Below are 17,031 nucleotides of genomic sequence, written 5' to 3' on the forward strand. Positions count from 1 at the left end.
ATGACGGAGACCCAGGCGAAGTCGGGGGGGACAGGATCCTCGGCGGCTCCGGTCGACGAGGAATCCGCCGCCGGAGGCACATCAACGGCCACCGGCCGCGCTGCTGTCGGCCGGGCCAGCGTGCCCGGTGATTCGCCGTCGCCTAAGTTCACCCGGGCGCCAGGGATGCCTCCCCCGCCCGACAGACCCGCCGACGACTCAGCCGGTGGCACCGGTGACAGCGCCGACGGTTCGACCCGCGCCGGCGGCACCGGCGACAGCGCTACCCAGCTCGGCGGCATCTCCGCCTCTTCCGGAAGGTCGGCACCTCCTGTGACGTCGGCACCTCCTGTTTCATCCGCTCCGCCGGCCAGCTCCGGCAGCGGATTCACCGCTGGAGCGCTCGGCGCCACCGCGGCGAGTGGCACCCGACCGGGTGGTGGGCTCGGGCCCACCGGGCAGTTCGGCACCATCGGCGGCACGGCCCGGGTCGGTACGGCCACCCCCGGCTCCCGGACCGGGCTGGGTTCACCGACCGTACGCACGATCGGTGGTGCCGGTGTTGGCGCGGTCGGCGCGGCGCGAGTCGGCCCGGACGGTGCCCGGACCGCGCGGCCGGGGGTCAGCTCGGCCGCCTCGCGGGGGCCGCGTCGAGCTCGACTGAATCTGAAGCGGATCGACCCCTGGTCGGTCATGAAGTTCTCGTTCGCGGTCTCGCTGGTGCTGTTCATCGTGGTGATCGTCGCGACCTCGGTGCTCTACCTGGCGCTGGACGCGATGGGGGTGTTCCAGAGCGTCAACGCCAGCCTCGGTGACCTGATCGGTACCGGTACCGGGGACGGTCCGAGCCTGCGGATCACCGCTCAGGGCGTGATCGGCACGGCCGCGCTGTTCGGGCTGATCAACGTGGTGCTCTACACCGCGCTTGCCACGCTCGGCGCGTTCATCTACAACGTCTGCGCCGACCTGGTCGGCGGGATCGAACTGACCCTGGCCGAGCGGGACTGACCTGGCCCGCGCAGGGAAGTGGCGGACGGCCGGGCGGGTCGATACCCATTGGCCCCGGCCGTCCGCGATCCGGTAGTCTCCCCATGGTCCGGCGCTCCGCTCGCCGGATGCCGGTGGCTTTCGCCCCGAGTTGGGGTGTAGGACACGGGTGCGGTAACCTTGCTCGTCGCGTACGGGGCTATAGCTCAGTCGGTTAGAGCGCAGAGCTGATAACTCTGAGGTCGCTGGTTCGATTCCAGCTAGCCCCACTCCACGACAGTCGAGCGTAAGGGGACACGCCCCATGGTCAAGAAGATCCTCATCATCGCCGGCGTCATCGGCGTGGCCGCGCTGATCGCCAAGAAGGTCAAGGAGACCAGCGACGAGCGTGCCCTCTGGCACGAGGCGACCACCGCTCCTGATCTCCGCTGATCCACTCCTGTCCCCGGACCGCGGTTGTCACCGCTGCGGCGGGGACCGCTAGGGGCCATAGCTCAACTGGCAGAGCACTGCCTTTGCAAGGCAGGGGTTAGGGGTTCGAGTCCCCTTGGCTCCACAGGTTGGTCGCCAGCATTGCAAGCAGACGATCGCACCAGGCGGCGAACGGGGCACGAACGTCGCGCCGTGGATGGACACGGTTGCTTAGGATGACCACACCGTAGCCACGGCTGGGTTCGAGCCACACCCGGTTGCCGACGAAACCCGAGCAGCCGTAGCCGTCCGGTCCGGCGACCGGCCCGCCCAGGCCTCTGGTCGGAGCGAGCCACCAGCCCAGGCCGAATCGCTCGGAGTCGCGGCCGGCAGCCCAGCACGACCGGGCCGCCGCATGCAGTTCGCGGCTTACGGCTTGCTCGGCCAGCCAGCTCCGTGCCGCCGAACTGACCAGCTGCAGCGTGCCGAACGCGCCAGCGTGCCCGGCGACACCGCCCATCGTCCAGGCGTTCTCGTCGTGGACCTCTCCGGCGATGAGTCGTCGACGCCACGGGCAGTGTTCGGTGGCGGCGGCCTGGCCGGGGGCCCGCCCCATGCGCAGCCCGGTCCGGCGTCGGGCAAGTGCGGTCAGCGATTCGTCAGCGAGATCCTCGACCATGGCACCGAGCAGTAGAAAGCCCAGGTCGCTGTAGACCACTCTCGGTTGGTCCGTCAGCTCGGCGCGTAGCGCCGCGTCCACGACCGCCGTGCGTCCGGTGATGGTCCGGAAAAAGGGCACGGTGGCGGGTAGTCCGGACCGGTGACTGAGCAGGTCAGCGATGGTGGCCCTGCCGACCGGTCGGCCGACCGCCCGGTGCCAGCATTCGGCGAGTGGCTGCTCCAGTGCCAACCGACCGTCGTCCACCAGTCTGAGAACTTCAGGCAGCGTGACCAGCGTCTTGGTGAGGCTCGCCAGGTCCCACCACTCGTCGGCAGTCACCGGACGGCCGGCCGACAAGTCTGCGACGCCGTGCACCGCTCGGGCCAGTACGCCCTGCCGGTCGAAGACGCACACCGCGACGGCGGGCATCGGAGCGGCCCGCGCCAGCGCGGTTACCTGCTCCGCGAGGGACGTCACGGCGCTATGTTATTCACTGCCGAGGCGTCCCGACTGTGGTCGTCTGGCGTCTCGGTACCGTGACAGCCCTAGTCGCGGTTTCTGGTGGCATCCGAGGAGCGCCCGTGCATCTGGAGGACTTGACAGGTCGGCATGTCGCCGTCTGGGGTACCGGCCGGGAGGCGATCGCCGCCGCCGAGGCCATCGCCCCGTACGGTCCTGCCCGGATGATCGCGGTACAGGACCGGACGACCTTCCTCGCGACCGGTTGGGACGGCCAGCTCGCCGAGATCGCGCCACTGTACGAGGGAGAAGCGGCCCACGACCAGCTCCGCTCGATCGACGTGATCGTCCGGTCGCCGATCATCGGCCAGACGCATCCCTGGATCGTGGAGCACCGTGCCCGGGGCGGTGTGGTGACCGGCGGCACCGCCCTGTGGATGGCCGACCACGCCGCGCGTACCGTCGGGGTCACCGGTAGCAAGGGCAAGAGCACGACGACGACCCTGATCCACCAGATGTTGGCGGCCGTCGGCCGGCAGGCCACCCTCGGCGGAAACATCGGAGTGGCGGCGCTCGCCCTGCCCGAGTCGGAGCGGTACGTGCTGGAACTGAGCGTCTACCAGTGTGCCGACCTCGAGGACTCGCCCCGGGTGGTTGCGTTGACTTCGCTGTTCCAGGAGCATCTCGACTGGTCGGGCAGTGAAAGTGGCTACTACCGCGACAAGCTCAATGTGGCGATGCACGGTGCCGAGGTGGTCGTCTACAACGGCCAGGACGAGCGGCTGGCCGCCGAGCTGCGCCAGCTGGGCGCCGGGCTCGAACTGCCGCTGGTCGCCGGGAACCGGCCGGATTCGTTCCATGTGACCGAGCATCCCGACGGCCGGCGCTGGGTCTTCCTGGCCGGCGAGCCGCTGTTCCCACGCGACCTGTTCGCGCCGGTCGGGCGGCACAACGAGGGCAACCTCTGCGTGGCGCTGGCCGCGGTGCAGGGGGAAGGCGTCGACTGCCTGACCCACCGCGACGACCTGGCCCGCGCCGTCGGAGAGTACGCGCCGCTGACGTACCGGATGACCGAGCTGCCCGACCCGTCCGGGCTCACTTTCGTGGACGACTCACTGTCGACCATTCCGCAGTCGGCGATGTACGCGATCGAGGCGTACGCGGACCGCCCACTGACCGTCATCGTCGGCGGAAGTCTGGACCGGGCGGTGGACTACACCCCGCTGCGGGACTACCTGGAGCAGCGCAAGATCACGGCGACGTTGATCGGCCTGCCGGACAACGGTGACGTGATCCTCGACCTGCTGCGCGACCTACCGGGCATCACCACATTGTCCACCGGCGACCTGGTGCACGCCGTGCGGTTGAGCCGCGAGGTCACCCCGGCGGGCGGCGTGGTGCTGCTGTCCCCCGCAGCACCCAGCTACGGACGGTACGACAACTGGGAACACAAGTCGCGGGTGTTCCGCGAGGCGATTCAGTCCACGGCGGCGTAGAGCAGTTGCATGGAGCGGATCGCCGAGCGGACCTCCTGCAGCACCTCGAACGTGTCGGCGGGTTGCACCCACTGGCTGGTCGCGGTCGCGAACCCGATCGTCTCGATCGCGGCACCGTAGCCGAGGCCGAGCACCCGTACCGCGTCACAGTGCTGGAACGGCACGAACATGTCGGTCGTGACCAGCAGCAGCCGGGCTCCGCGGGCGGCTCCGGGCAGCAGTTCGGCCCACCCGACGAACGTGTCGGCCGTGTTGGCGCGCATTCCTGGCCGCGTCGACGGCGAGGCGAGCACCGACACCGGTGGCCGAACGTCGACATGCTCCCGTACCCACCAGCCGTCGCCGTCCCGGCAACTGGTTGGTTCACCGAGGCCGAACTCGCGGCGTAGCGACTCTGCCACCGCGTCGCCTTCGGTGGGACACGGCCGCAGCCCCAGCGCGCGGGTTGTCTCGGCCTGACCCACGAGCGGCCGGGTGCTGCCCAGCCCGGCCACGGCGGACACTCCGATCCCGTCCTGCAGGACCGTCGTCGCGGCCAGGTTAGCCCGGGCCAGCATGGTGCGGACTCCGCCACCGAGGACGAGAACGTGGTCGTACCGTCGTGCCGCGGGCGTCGCGCAGTCAGCCAGGCCGAGCGCGGTGGTGGCCCGTCTGATCAGCGCGTCGAGTTCCGGCTCGAACTTCTCGCCGACCGCCTGGTGCCGTTCCTTTCCCCTGCGGTAGTCCCATCGGTTGGAAAAGCGCGCGGCGTCGGCGAGCCGGTCGCCGAGCGGGGCGGCAGCCGGCAGGCGAAACCCGAACGCGGCAAGCAAGGCGGTCATCGCGGCCGAGCCCAGCCACGCGGCGATCCCCTCGGCCACACTGGCCCGGTCACCGCCCGACCGGCACGACGGCAGTGGCACGCGGGCAAAGTCGCTGGTCATCGTACGGCTGCGGGTGCGGCGGCGGCCTGGTACAACCGCATCATGGACAGCAGCCCAGAGCGGATCTCCTGCAGGTAGCGGTCCGGGTTGGTGGCGCCGGGTGCGAGCGGCACGCTCACCCTGTCTGGATCGAAGCCGATGGTGTCGATTCCGCAGCCGTACCGCAGCGCGAGCATGCGCAGGGCATCGGCGTGTTGGAACGGCACGTAGATCGGGGAGGTGACCACCAGGATCCGGTCGGTGGCGCGTAGGTCGACCCGCCGGGCCCAGAACTCGTAGGTGTCCGGGGTGTTGGCCCGGCGGGCGGCCGGTTCACGGGACGGTGCGGCGAGCACCCGCACAGCCGTACCGGCCGGTGACCGGTAGGTGCGCACCGACCAGGAGCTGTGGTCGACCGGGCCGTCCGACGATTCGAGCCGCCCGGGTCCGTCGAGGCGGAACGCGGCCCGCACCCCGGCGTCCATCGCGTCCACCTCGTACCCGCTGTCAGCGAGGCCGGGCAGCTCCCGTTCCGCCGTGGTCAGTGGCCGGAAACTGCCCAACGCGGCCAGTTCGGCAACGGCGACTGTACCCTGGTCGATCAGCCGCGCGGCGTACTCGGTTCGCTGCAGGCAGGCCCGGCCCAGGCCGCCGAGAACGAGCAGATGATCGTACGCCCGGTGGGCCGGCATCCGGGGCTCGACCAGTTGGAGGGCGGTTGCCGCGTCAGTCACCAACTGGGCGGTCGCTGCGTCGAACTCGGGGGGTTTGACCTGGTCGCGTTCCACCCCGGCGGCCTTCCTCCGAAAGTCCCAGTGCTCGCCGGAGAAGCCGTCCAACCAGCTCAGCAGCGGGCCGACGGCGGTCGCCGGCAGGGTGCCGCCGAACCTGTCGACGAGCGCCCGTATCGGCTCCGCAGCGACCCAGGTCTCGATCTCGGCGGCGACCGTATCCGGCTGGAAGTTCGGCTCGCAGGCGGGAAGTGGGACGGGTGCGAAGCCGGACATGAATCCTCCACGCGGCATCGGGCGAGGCGCTCGGTCGCCACCGATGATAGGTGTCCCAGAGCGGCGCCTGGCCGCAGCCGAATCGCCGCGTTCGAAAAGTGGACGCCGTGGACGTCGACCGGCGGCCGAGCCGGTTCGGCTGCTCGCCGGTCCGTCAGTAGACGTTGAACATAGACGTCACCTGGGAGGTCGGCGGTCCATGACCGAGATCGATGTTCTCCGAGAACTCTGCTCAGGCGTCCGTCGGAAGAGGATCCCCGTCGACGAGGCGTTGGTCGCCCGGATCGAGCATGACGTGGCGGCGTACCGCGACCGCCTGCGCGTCGCGCCCACCCAGTCGCCGCCGGCGGAGCTGAGGACCGCTCTGCGGCTGACCGGCTGGTTGATCTACGAGACGTCGCTGATGCTGCTGTGGAACGTTCCAGCCGAGATCGATGGGCTGTCGGAGCAGGCACGGCGGGCGGCTGAGGCTGACGCGATGCTGATCATGCGGCTCGCTACCGCCGCCAGATCGCTGCCGTGGCCGGAGTTCGCGCCCCGTGCCCTGGGCGCCATCCGCGCCCTGGCGCTGGTCAGGTCGAAGTGGAACGACTATGACGGCGCATGGCTGCTGCACGAGGAAGTACGGACCAAGCATCAGTCGTACCGGGACAGTCTCGGCGGCGACCCTGCGGATGCGCGTCTGGTCCTCGACCTCGACGAGGTCTTGCTGCAACTGGCTCTCGCCGAGACCGGCACCGCCTGCCGTACCGCTGAACAGACGATCGGCCGTTGGCTCGAGAACTGGGGCGGCGCGGACGTGGCGACCGAGCGGCGGGAGGCCGACCGCTGGGTGCCTCGCATGTTCCGGCAGCTCTCCGACGGTGCCGAGGTCGGGAGACGGGCGCTGGACATCGCCGACCGGATCCACCAGGAGCACGGCTTCGTGGAGTCGATCACCGAGGACCGGCTCATCCTGCGCACCGGTTTCCGCAACCCGGCGATCATGACGTGCCGGGCGTTGCTGCTGATGTACTCGCTCTGTCCGGCGATGCAGCGGCTCGGCATGCGCCCGCGCGGCTACGAGACTTGGCCGGATTTCATGTCCTCACTGCGCCAGCGCTTCCACGAGACACTGGCGTACCTGGTCCGTCCGGCCGAACGGGCCGACGGCACCCTCATCCCGCTGCTCGACGACCACGCCCGCACGATCGTGCAGTTCTGCCTGCACCTGGCGTTGCTGACCGCCTCGGAGACGCTCGAGGAGCCGCTGGTCTTGGATGACACGCTGACGCTGCGCCGGCTCGACGACGCCGCCGCCCAGGCGATGTCGCGCTGGCTGGCGGAACCGGTCGGCGGCGACGGCAGGGTACGCGGCGACGCGAGCGTCGTCGGCTCCGCGTCGATGCCCCATTTTGTCCGCTCGGTCGAGGCGTGCCGGGACGACGCCGGCGCAACCGCCAACTATCAACAGTGGCGGCGGGAATGGACCGTGCTCGACCGGTACGGCCCGGACCGCTGGACCAGCGTCGAGGCGCTGCTGGACCGGGATCCGGACGGCGGGATCTGGTGAACCGGCTTGCCCTGCTGATCGGCTCCGACTATGGCGGCCTGCGTGGTGTGCGGCACGATCTCGCGGCGATGACGCAGGCTCTGCGGGCACGCGGGTTCGACGTGCGTGAGTGCCCACCGGCAGCGGCGACGCGAGCCGGGATCATCGCCGCGTTCGAAGGGATCATCGCCGACGCCGGGCCGGGCGACGCGGTGGTCGTCTACTACTCCGGCCACGGCGGCTCGACCGGGCCAGCACAGGCCGGTCCGTGGCGGGCGGCCGATCTGCAGTACATCGTGCCGACCGACTACGACCAGTCCACCGCCGACGACTTCCGGGGCATCACTGCCGCAGAGTTGTCCGTCCTGCAGTCGCAGCTGGTCACGGTGACCCGCAACGTCACGGTGATCCTCGACTGCTGCCACTCCGGGCTGATGTCCCGCGACGTGAACCTGCGGCTGCGGGCGCTGCGCGGACCGGCACCGTATGCCTGGGTCCGCGCCCACCTCGACCGGATCCGGCTGCGAACCGATCTGGTGCCCCTGGAGAGCAACCCGCACGCGGTACGCGTCGTGGCCTGCGCCCCCGGCCAGCGTGCGTTCGAGCGGCCGGACGACGACGGGCGCTGGCGTGGCGTCCTCACCACGCAGCTGTGCCGGGCCCTCGCCGAGGCCGGCGACGCCCCGGTGACCTGGTCCGGGCTGCTCGACCAGATCCGCTACCGGGTGACCGGGCTGATGTTCGAGCAGCGTCCCGAAGCGGAAGGACCGGCCGACCGGGTGCTGTTCACCACCGAGCGCGCGGACCTGCTGAACTCCCTGCCGGTGACTCCGCTGGACGCCCCCAACCGGGTCCGGCTCGACGCCGCCGCCCTGCTGCGGGTCCAGCACGGCGACGACTTCATGATCATGCCACCGGGTCGGGCAGCCGACGACCGGGCGCATCGCGTCGGCGACCTGACGATCGACCAGGTGGCGCCGACGTCGGTCGCGGGCCTGGTGACCTTCACCGGCGGCTGGTCGGCGGTGCCGGCCGGCGCGCGGGCGGTACGCACCAGGGTGACCGCACCGCAGATCGCGGTCCGGGTGCCGGCCGGCGACCCGCGCGGTGAGCAGGTGCTGGCGGCGGTGGAGTCGACGGTGCTGGCCCGCCCGGCCCGGCGCGGCGAGGAGTGGACGGCCGAAATCCGGTTCGACGACTCCGGCGGGGTGATGCTCCATGACCGGATCGGGCCGCTGCATCCGCCGTACCCGGATGATGCCCGAGGGTACGCCGACCTCGCCCGCGCGGTGCTGGTCCACGCCCAGGCGACCCAGCTGCGGCGGCTGATCGGTGACCCGTCCTACCCGCTGGGCACCGAGGTCACGGTGGACTGGGGCCTGGTGGTGGACGGTGCCGAGCACCCGCCGCCGCCCGCCGGTAGGCCGCTGACCCCGGCCAGCCGGATCTACGTGACCGTTCACAACCGGGGTGCCCTGCCGGTGTACGTGTCGATCCTGGACATCGGGCTGTCCGGACGGGTCTCGTTGCTGATGCGGGGCACCCCGAGTGGCCGCCTGCTACCGCCACGCAGCGTCTACACGTACGGCCGTGACGACGTTCGGCGGGAGCTGACCGGGGTGGGACTTGCCTGGCCGGCCGGGCTCGACCCGGCACATGCCCGGACCGACACGATCCTGGTGGTGATCAGCTCCGCGCCGCAGAGCCTCGCCGCGCTGGAGCAGCCCGAGATCGTCCAGACTCGGGCGCCCGACCGCGATCACCCCGGACCCGTCAGCGGTTCCCGGCTGCGGGACCTGATCGACCAGATTGCCACCGGCGGCTCCCGCGAGATCGATCCGAATCGGCCGGACGGGGTGCGGTACGAAGTCCACGGCATCGACTTCGAGATGACACCGGACTGTGGAGGAGCGCCCACGATGATGACCCCGCAGGAGCTGCGCGACCTGTGCACCGCGCTGCGCGCCAGGAAGCGCCGCACCGACAGCGAGCTGGTTGACCGGATCGAGGCGGATGTCCAGGCGTACCGCGACATCCTGGCCGCCCGGGCGACTCCGCTGCCGCCCGCCGAGCTGGCTGAGCGGCTCCCGCTGATGGGCTGGCTGATCTACGAGACGAGTTGGGACTGCGTCCAGCGGATCCCGGCGTCGTTCGATAGCGACGTCACCGCGCCGGATGTCCGACAACGGAGCGAGGCGGAGTTCGTCCTGGTCCGACGGATCACGGACGGTGCCCGTGGACTCCCGTGGCCGGAGTTCGCCCCACGGGCTCTCGGCGCGCTGCGCGCCCTCGCCCTGGCCGAGTCCAAGCGGGACACGGAGCGCGGCTACGACGTGGCCTGGACGCTGCACGCCGAGGCACAGGAGAAATACGCGGAGTTCCGCGGAAGTCTCGGCACCGGCGAGGACACCCGACCGTTACGGCTCCAGCTGGACGAGGTGTTTCTCCAGCTGGCGCTCGCCGAGACCGGCACGGCCTGCCGCACCGCCGAGCGGGTGATCGCCCGCTGGTCGGATCCGTCCGACGAGCCGGCGGCCTCGGGCCGGTCACCCGCCGAGGAGCGGCGGTGGATTCAGCGAATGTTCCGCGAGCTGACCGACGGCGTCGCCGTCGGGGAGCGGGCGATCGACACGGCCTACCAGATCGAAGCCGAGTTCGGGTTCGCCGACCAGGTCGACGAGCACCGGCTCACCCGGCAGACCGCGTTGCAGAATCCGGGGATCATGACGGCCCGGGCGGCGTCGCTGCTGCTGGCGATCCGGCCGGCGATGCAGCGCTGCGGCCGTAGCCAGCCACCAGACTTCGACTCCTGGGAGCTGTGGGAGAAGGACCTGCTGGACCGGTTCACCCGGGCGTACGCGGCCATTGAGAAGGACGTGCCGGGTGAATCGAAGATGGACGAAGGATTCCAGCGGCAGCTGGTGCACGTCCGACTCAACCTGGCGCTGCTCAAACCCGGGTTCGACCTTCCGTCACGGCGGACCGACGGCCCGGCCTGTCTCGCACTCAACCCGCTCGACGACGCAGCCGTGGAGGCCATGTCCAGCTGGCTCGGTGGCCCGAGCGGGTCCGGTCGCGAACGGGCGCTCGGCGCGGCGACCATGCCGATGTTCATCTGGTCGTTGATCCGGTGTCGGGGACTGGGGCCGGCCGACCAGGGCTATCAGACCTGGCGGATCCGGTGGTTCTCGCTGGATCAGCACGCTAAGGAGCCGGGTCGCCTCGACCGGGTGCGCTGGGCGCTGGAGCAGGCCCGACGGCTGGCGGACGACGAGGACAGCTGAGAAACGTTCATCGCACGTACGCGCTGAGCAGCGCCCAGCCGGGCTCCGGGGTGCCCGCCCGGATCTCGGCCAGCTGGGCGTCGCGCAACGCGACGTCGATGGAGACCGGGTCGGGGGACCGAGCGGCGCGCACCATCGCGGCGGCGATCCGCCCGGTGCCGGCGTCGTCGACGCTGTCGATCCCGGCCACCACGCACCGGGCACCCCCGGTCAGCAGCGCCATCACCAGGCTCAGCGGCTCGGCGCCGTGATCGTTGCGGACCAGGCCGACATGGCACGACGCCATCAGGACCGACTCCGGCCAGCGCAGCCCGAGCGCCCGGGCCGCCGACAGCCGCTCGCCGGGCAGGGCCAGATACTGGCCGAAGCCCCGGCCGCCGCCGTGCGCGGCGATGTGCAGGAAATGCCAGCGGCCGCGTCGTCGCAACGCGTCCGCGAACCGGCCGCCGTACGGGGTCGGGACACCATCGTCCAGGTCACAGCTGCTGAGCGCGACGCCGACGGTGTCCCGGGGCAGACCCACAGTCTCCGGCGGCGGCAGACCCCACGCGGCCCGTTCCTGTGCGATGTCGAGGTCGGAAAGGCGCTGTCCGTCGATTTCCACCGGCTCGTCGGAGCCGACCAGGCGGACCAGTGCGGCACCCGAGACCGGCGGTGGCAGTTCACCGGACAGGCAGGTGAGCACCGGGCTCTGCGAGATGACGGCGCGCTCGACCAGCCGGGTGTCGGGGCCGGTCCACAGGGCGGCCCACGGGACGAGGCTCAGCCACGAGTGCGCCGAGATCAGCAGCTGGGCGGGCGCCTCCACGGTGCAGCCGGGCAGGATCTGTTCGGTCAGCCGTGGTGGCAGGACCTTGTCGGCCAGCGCCCGGAAGTCGAGCAGCCCGTCGTCGCGCAGACCCGCCACCGGCGGGTCGACGACGTCCCGGCTGCCGGTCAGCTGACCGACCCGGGCGTGCTCGAACAGGACGCGGAAATCGTCGCCCGGATCGAATTGGTCGAAAGTCATCCGGCCACCCGGCTCGATGAGCGTGCGGAAGAACGCCCGGACCGCCAGATTGTCGGTCAACTCGACATAGTCGAGGGCGTACCGTGGCCCGATCTCGCACACGACTTCGTCAAGGTCGGTGGGCGGCGGGAGCACGGTGTCGGCGAGCATCGGCGAGACGGCGTCCTCCAGGTCCTTACGCAGCGCGTCCAACTGCGCCTGGCGGCTGGCAACCGTGCTGGTCATGACACCAGGGCTGGGGTTTTCGACCTCGAGAATCTGGGTCAGCAAGTTGTTGATCAGCGGATTGTCGTCGAAGGTCAGCCCGTCGCGGACCCGCGCGGCGAAACCGGTCGACTTCGCGGACAGCGCCGCCCGGAGCCCGAGCCTGGCGGCCCGAGCGGTGCCTAGCCGGTGGGCCAGCAGACAGACGTCGGCGTAGACCCGGTGGAACGCCTCGGCCAGCGGCGCCCGGGACCGGGCGATGACCCGCCAGCGCGCCCGGACCCGCTCGGCGGCGTCCAGCGCCCGCGACGCCAGGTCCACTGCCCGGTCGAGGTCGCCACCGGGGCGGACGAGGTGCTCGGCGGCGGCGAGCAGCAGCGACAGTTCGCGTACGCTCTGGTGGTCCACCCCGTCGTGGCTGCTGACGTCTGCGGCGTTGCGGCCGGCGTCCAGCAGGTCGATGGCGGCGGCGAAGCACTCGCCGGCCCGGTCGCGGCCGGGATCGGCGTACCAGGAGACCAATGCCTCGATGAACTCGAACCGGTAACGGGTGGGGAACGCCTTGGCCCGGTCACCTTCCCAGTACGGGCGCAGCTCCCTCAGCTGGCGCAGGAACGGCCGGGGATCGCCCTGCTCGATGTAGGTGGCACCGAGTTCGAACTGGTAGTGCGCGAGGTGTGGCTCGGCACCGGTGCCGTACAGGTCCTGCGGTGATCGGCGGGCCAGGTCGCGGGCCGCCTGGATGCGGCCGTCCAGTCGCAGGTCGCGGGCGGCATGGTAGCGGTTGAAGGCACCCAGCGTGAGGTCCCGGTCGAGCGGGCGCAGACCGGGCCGGGTCTGGTTTTCCTCGAGCAGGCTAAGCGACCGGGCGTGCATGTCGACTGCGGTGAACTCGCTGGTCAGTGCGGTGCCGACCAGCTCGCAGTACCGAACGAGGACCGCAGCGTGATCCCAGGCCTGTGCCCGCTCCGCCCAGCCGGCGTCCCCGGTCGCCAACTTGATGTGCCGGTGCAGCGCGAGGTCGAACAGAGTGCTGCCGTCGACCCCGGTCAGCGCCTCCGCCTCGCGCATCCGGACGATGCCCACGGCGGTGTCGGCGGCGGCGGCGAGCGTCAGCAGGTCGTCACGTCGCATGATCCGCCGCACCGCGACGTCGTGTGCTTCGAGGTCACGCATTGGTGACGACCTTCGCCAGGTTCCGCAGCGCCAGGTAGTCGTGGCAGCCCACCACCCGGGTGGCCGACTCCTGCGCCTGGGCGATGCGGTGGTCCTTCGAACGCTCGCCGTCGGTGTGGCAGTCGGGACTGGCCCAGATCAGCACCTTGGCGAGGGCCGCGAGCCGCTGGACCTGCCGGATCAGCGGTGCCATCTCCGCGTGTTCGAGCCCGTCCGAGCCGAAGACCACGATCGCCGAGCGGACGACGTCGGTGCCACCCCAGCGCTGCAGGAGACCGTTCAGCGCATCGCCGAGCGTCGTGCCGCCGGACCAGCCGGTGCGCACCCGTCCAGCGGCGGGCAACGCGTCCCGGGGGCGGAGCCCGCGCATCGACCGGGTGAGACGGGTGTGGTCGGTGCCGACAGCGAAGACCTCGGTGGTACGCGGGTTCGCAGCCAGCGCGGCGGCCGCGAACCGCAACAGCATGTCACTGTACGGGCTCGTCGACGCGCTGACGTCGACGAGCAGGAGCAGCCGGCGGGTGCGTACCGCTGGGCGGCGATGGCGCAGCCGTACCAGCTCGCCGTCGGTGCGCAGCATGAGCCGCATCGTCCGGGCCGGATCGATCGTGCCGGTGCGGGTCGAGCGGCGGTGCATCGTGCGCCGGGTCGGCATCGCCCGCAGCAGGTCGACCCAGGTCGCCACCTCCCGCAGCTCATCCTCGGTCATGTCGTCGAAGTCGCGGCTGGCCAGCCGGCTGGTGTTGCCGGCCCCGCCGCCGGCAGCCGGCGGCGACGGTACGTCGGCGTCCAGCGGTGCCGGTGCGCCGGCGCCCGGCCGGCCGTCGGTGGGGCGGGACTGGGCTGGGACCAGCGTCGGTCGAGGGCGACCGACGCCGTCCGGCGGTGCGCCGAACCAATCGTGGTACACCACGTCGAAGACGGGTACGTCGGTCCTGTCGCGGCACAGGGCCACCCGCAGCGGCCAGTACGGTTGCACGCCAGCGGCGACGCCCCAGTGCCCCAGCGCCTCGGCGGCGGCGACGACCCGGTCGACGCTGACGGCCAACCCGGCGGTACGCAGCGCGTCGGCGAACCGGATCAGCGGGGCCAGCGGGTCGGCGGTCATCGGACGTTCCGTTGACTCGCCAGCACCCGACGTACCTGCGCTTCGTCGTCGTGGTGCTTGACCAGGGTGCAGATCGCCGCGTCCGCTGCCGGGTCGTCTGGCGTGGTGGCGCCGAGCCGGTGCATCGCCCGCGCGTAGTCGATCGTCTCGGCCAGGCTGGGCTGCTTGACCAGGTCCAGCCGGCGGAGCTGGGCCATCGCCTCGGTGATGGCGACGGCCAGACCCGGCGCGAGCCCTTCGACGTGGCGGTGGAGGATACGGGCCTCCAGCTCGGGACCGGGATGGTCGATCCAGTGGTAGAAACAGCGCCGTTTGATGGCGTCGTGCGGCTCCCGGGTGCGGTTGGAGGTGAGGACCACGAACGGCGCGACATCCGCGCGGACCGTCCCCAGCTCCGGGATGGTGACCTCGAACTTGTCCAGCACCTGGAGCAGCAGGGCTTCGAAGTCCTCCTCCGCCCGGTCGACCTCGTCGATGAGCAGCACCGCCGGTCCGTTCCGCAACGCCCGCAGGATCGGGCGCTCGACCAGGTACTTCTCGTCCCACAGCTCGGGCAGCCGGTCGGTGTGGTCACCGGTCCCGGCCGCCCGCAGCGCCAGCATCTGTGCCGGGAAGTTCCAGTCGTAGAGGACCTGGCTCGCGTCCAGACCCGGATAACACTGGACTCGTTCGATCGGTCGATCGAGGACGGCAGCCATCGCTTCGGCGAACGCGGTCTTCCCGACCCCCGGCGCACCTTCCAGCAGCAGCGGCCGGTTCCCATGAAATGCGAGGAAGGCGGCTGCCGCCAACCCGGTTCCGGCCAGATAGCCGGCGCGTTGGTCCAACTGCGTGACAAGATGCGTAGCGTCTCCGAACGTCATGCGGTCCCCACCTCAGCGCACCAGAGTCCTGTCGATGCTCAACCCTGACGGACAGGGCGGGCGTCGGTGGCTGGGCGGAACAGCTCACCGCCGCTTTGACGAACTTGGCGACCGCCTTCTCACCATTGGCGTAGGCCGGTTGCCCGTACCAGAACCTCGGCGTCAGTTCTGGTCCAGCGGCGGTGATGACGGCGTGCAGCCGCTCCGCCAGCTCTCGGTCCGGTTGCGGCATGCCGGGATCGGGCGCACCTGGGCTCGATCACTCCTTACTGGACGTGCCTGATCCGCTGCTCCGCCTGCGTGAGTAGGGTAGTGCGAACAGGTAGAGCCCGGTGAGTAGCAGCAGAGTCAGTGGGAGCAGCGGCGAAAGGTAGACCAGCTCGGCCGGCTCTTCCTGAGTAAGTACGGTCACTGTCACGATGATCATTGAGGCGGTGAAGGCGACGGACAGCCAACGGTGGGTCTGCCGAAACCACTTGTGCCGGTTCATCGGGACTCCTGCGATGTCGATCGGTCGAGCGATGGTGACCAGTGCGGGCATTCAGCTGGAAGGAACGTTGACCTTCCGGCTCTTGGGCGATCGGTAATGCTCATGGCGGTCACGCTAGGCCGGATCAGCAGGCTTGCGCTTCTTGATTCCTGATCGATGGTGCCCGTGGGGCTGCCGATAACGCTGTGCCCACCGCGCGGTTGAGCGCGGTGGGCACAGCTGTGCGGTATGGAGGTTGTGGAGGTCAGCGCTCCCGGTTCGGGTAGCGGCGTCGTTGGGTCAGGTGGACGAGAATCACTCCGCCGACGATCAGCACCAGGCCGACGACCAGGAAGTTCATGGTGTTCGCGCCGGTCAGTGCCAGCGGACTGTCTGACTCGTCACCGTCCGCGTCATTGGCAAGATTGTCCACGGCTGGCGCATTGATTCCACCGGCGGCGGCAGTCGGACTCGGGTCCGCGCTCGGTTCTGCGATCGGGCTTGGCTCGGCGGTCGGGCTCGGGTCCACGGTCGGCTCCGGTTCTGCGGTCGGCTCCGGTTCTGCGGTCGGGCTTGGCTCGGCGGTCGGCTCCGGGTCCGTGGTCGGGCTCGGCTCGGCGGTCGGGCTCGGCTCCGGGTCCGCGGTCGGGCTTGGCTCCGGCGTCTCCTCGACGTCCGGAGAAGGCTCGGGGCTTTCTGGGACCTCCGGCTCGGGGCTTTCCGGAACCTCTGGTTCCTCGACCGGAGGTTCCTCAGCTCCGCCGGTTCGCACCTCGATACGGACGGCGTCGATCGCCGGGGTCTGGTTGGCCCGCTGCATCATCGGGATCCGGTGCGATCCGTCACCGGCCCACGACGCGCATTGGGCGATCCCCTCCTGGGGCAGCCCGGGCACCTGGATGGTGACCACATCCGGCTCGGCACCGCCGCCACCGTCCTCGGTCGCGACGAAGAAGGCCGGCACCGGCTCCGGGTCGAGCGCCTCGGTGGTGCTGGTCAGCATCCGGCAGGCGGTGTGAAAGTGGCCGCGGGTCAGCCCGTCTCCGGTCAGCAGCGCGGACTCCACGTAGTACCCGCCCTGAGCAGCCGGTAGGAAGCGGTCCCGGACCAGATTGCGGGTGCTGACCCGCAGTTGGAACGGCTCGCTGACGCCGACCGATTCCGGCGACTCGGTGATCAGCAGTGTCGGGTTTTGCTCCGCTGCACCGACCTCGCCGAACGCCGTCGAGACGCAGCGGCTGCCTACCTGGAAACCGTCGTGCGGCTCCAATGAGCTGTCGTCACAGCCGGTGCCGAGTACATCGAGTCCGTTGACCTGCTCGCTGGCCTTGCGATCCGTTCCTGCACTGGAGATCTGGCTGACAGCGATCAGGACCCCGAAGGCGGACAGGGTCGCGACCGCGATGACGGCGCGGCGCGCCCGTCCGCCCTTCGCGGTTCTGGCGGCGCGTCTGTGAGCCGGTTGTCCCATGTGCACACCTTCCG

The 17,031-nt window shown here is 70.5% G+C and carries 13 protein-coding genes and 2 tRNA genes; 7 read left to right on the forward strand and 8 right to left on the reverse strand.

Features of this window, described 5'->3' with window-relative positions; translation table 11 throughout:
- From ACFHWT_RS05340 to ACFHWT_RS05355, 4 genes are all read left to right on the forward strand, one after another.
- Positions 1 to 987: a DUF3566 domain-containing protein gene (locus ACFHWT_RS05340; protein ID WP_416593428.1), complete on the forward strand. Its 987-nt coding sequence runs from the start codon at positions 1 to 3 to the stop codon at positions 985 to 987.
- A 174-nt stretch (positions 988 to 1,161) separates the two neighbouring features.
- A tRNA-Ile gene (locus ACFHWT_RS05345) sits at positions 1,162 to 1,235 on the forward strand.
- Positions 1,236 to 1,269: 34 nt separating this feature from the next.
- The gene (locus ACFHWT_RS05350; RefSeq protein ID WP_233606623.1) at positions 1,270 to 1,398 is read left to right on the forward strand and encodes a DLW-39 family protein; all 129 of its coding nucleotides are present in this window, start codon (positions 1,270 to 1,272) and stop codon (positions 1,396 to 1,398) included.
- Positions 1,399 to 1,449: 51 nt separating this feature from the next.
- A tRNA-Ala gene (locus ACFHWT_RS05355) sits at positions 1,450 to 1,522 on the forward strand.
- Here ACFHWT_RS05355 and ACFHWT_RS05360 read toward each other — a convergent pair.
- A complete protein-coding gene (locus ACFHWT_RS05360) occupies positions 1,496 to 2,515 on the reverse strand; it encodes a serine hydrolase domain-containing protein (protein ID WP_416593429.1) in 1,020 nt (339 codons plus the stop codon). The two genes, ACFHWT_RS05355 and ACFHWT_RS05360, sit on opposite strands and share 27 nt — an antisense overlap.
- Positions 2,516 to 2,619: 104 nt before the next feature.
- Between ACFHWT_RS05360 and murD the strand changes: the two genes are divergently transcribed.
- Entirely contained in the window at positions 2,620 to 3,993 is a 1,374-nt protein-coding gene (murD, locus tag ACFHWT_RS05365) for a UDP-N-acetylmuramoyl-L-alanine--D-glutamate ligase (RefSeq protein ID WP_416593430.1), read from the forward strand.
- Here the strand turns inward: murD and ACFHWT_RS05370 are convergent.
- Entirely contained in the window at positions 3,975 to 4,916 is a 942-nt protein-coding gene (locus ACFHWT_RS05370; protein ID WP_416593431.1) for a hypothetical protein, read from the reverse strand. The two genes, murD and ACFHWT_RS05370, sit on opposite strands and share 19 nt — an antisense overlap.
- Positions 4,913 to 5,902, reverse strand: a complete 990-nt coding sequence (locus ACFHWT_RS05375; RefSeq protein WP_416593432.1) for a hypothetical protein — start codon at positions 5,900 to 5,902, stop codon at positions 4,913 to 4,915. Before ACFHWT_RS05375 ends, ACFHWT_RS05370 begins: the two co-directional genes overlap by 4 nt.
- A 199-nt stretch (positions 5,903 to 6,101) precedes the next feature.
- On the opposite strand from ACFHWT_RS05375, the gene ACFHWT_RS05380 reads away from it, so the two are divergent.
- Positions 6,102 to 7,454, forward strand: a complete 1,353-nt coding sequence (locus ACFHWT_RS05380; protein ID WP_416593433.1) for a hypothetical protein — start codon at positions 6,102 to 6,104, stop codon at positions 7,452 to 7,454.
- Positions 7,451 to 10,717: a caspase family protein gene (locus ACFHWT_RS05385; RefSeq protein WP_416593434.1), complete on the forward strand. Its 3,267-nt coding sequence runs from the start codon at positions 7,451 to 7,453 to the stop codon at positions 10,715 to 10,717. Before ACFHWT_RS05380 ends, ACFHWT_RS05385 begins: the two co-directional genes overlap by 4 nt.
- Positions 10,718 to 10,724: 7 nt before the next feature.
- Here the strand turns inward: ACFHWT_RS05385 and ACFHWT_RS05390 are convergent, their stop codons facing one another.
- The 5 genes from ACFHWT_RS05390 to ACFHWT_RS05410 all read right to left on the reverse strand — a co-directional run bounded on the left by ACFHWT_RS05390 (position 10,725) and on the right by ACFHWT_RS05410 (position 17,017).
- The gene (locus ACFHWT_RS05390) at positions 10,725 to 13,106 is read right to left on the reverse strand and encodes a CHAT domain-containing protein (RefSeq protein WP_416593435.1); all 2,382 of its coding nucleotides are present in this window, start codon (positions 13,104 to 13,106) and stop codon (positions 10,725 to 10,727) included.
- The gene (locus tag ACFHWT_RS05395; protein WP_416593436.1) at positions 13,099 to 14,214 is read right to left on the reverse strand and encodes a vWA domain-containing protein; all 1,116 of its coding nucleotides are present in this window, start codon (positions 14,212 to 14,214) and stop codon (positions 13,099 to 13,101) included. The genes ACFHWT_RS05390 and ACFHWT_RS05395 overlap by 8 nt, the downstream gene beginning before the upstream one ends.
- Positions 14,211 to 15,077, reverse strand: a complete 867-nt coding sequence (locus ACFHWT_RS05400; protein ID WP_416593437.1) for an AAA family ATPase — start codon at positions 15,075 to 15,077, stop codon at positions 14,211 to 14,213. Before ACFHWT_RS05400 ends, ACFHWT_RS05395 begins: the two co-directional genes overlap by 4 nt.
- Positions 15,078 to 15,336: 259 nt before the next feature.
- Positions 15,337 to 15,567 (reverse strand): hypothetical protein, encoded by a 231-nt coding sequence (locus ACFHWT_RS05405; protein ID WP_416593438.1) that lies wholly within the window; start codon positions 15,565 to 15,567, stop codon positions 15,337 to 15,339.
- A 244-nt stretch (positions 15,568 to 15,811) separates the two neighbouring features.
- Positions 15,812 to 17,017 (reverse strand): hypothetical protein, encoded by a 1,206-nt coding sequence (locus ACFHWT_RS05410; protein ID WP_416593439.1) that lies wholly within the window; start codon positions 17,015 to 17,017, stop codon positions 15,812 to 15,814.
- Positions 17,018 to 17,031 lie beyond the last annotated feature (14 nt).

Source organism: Micromonospora sp. LOL_021, assembly GCF_048060215.1.
In the GTDB taxonomy this organism is placed as follows: domain Bacteria; phylum Actinomycetota; class Actinomycetes; order Mycobacteriales; family Micromonosporaceae; genus Micromonospora_E.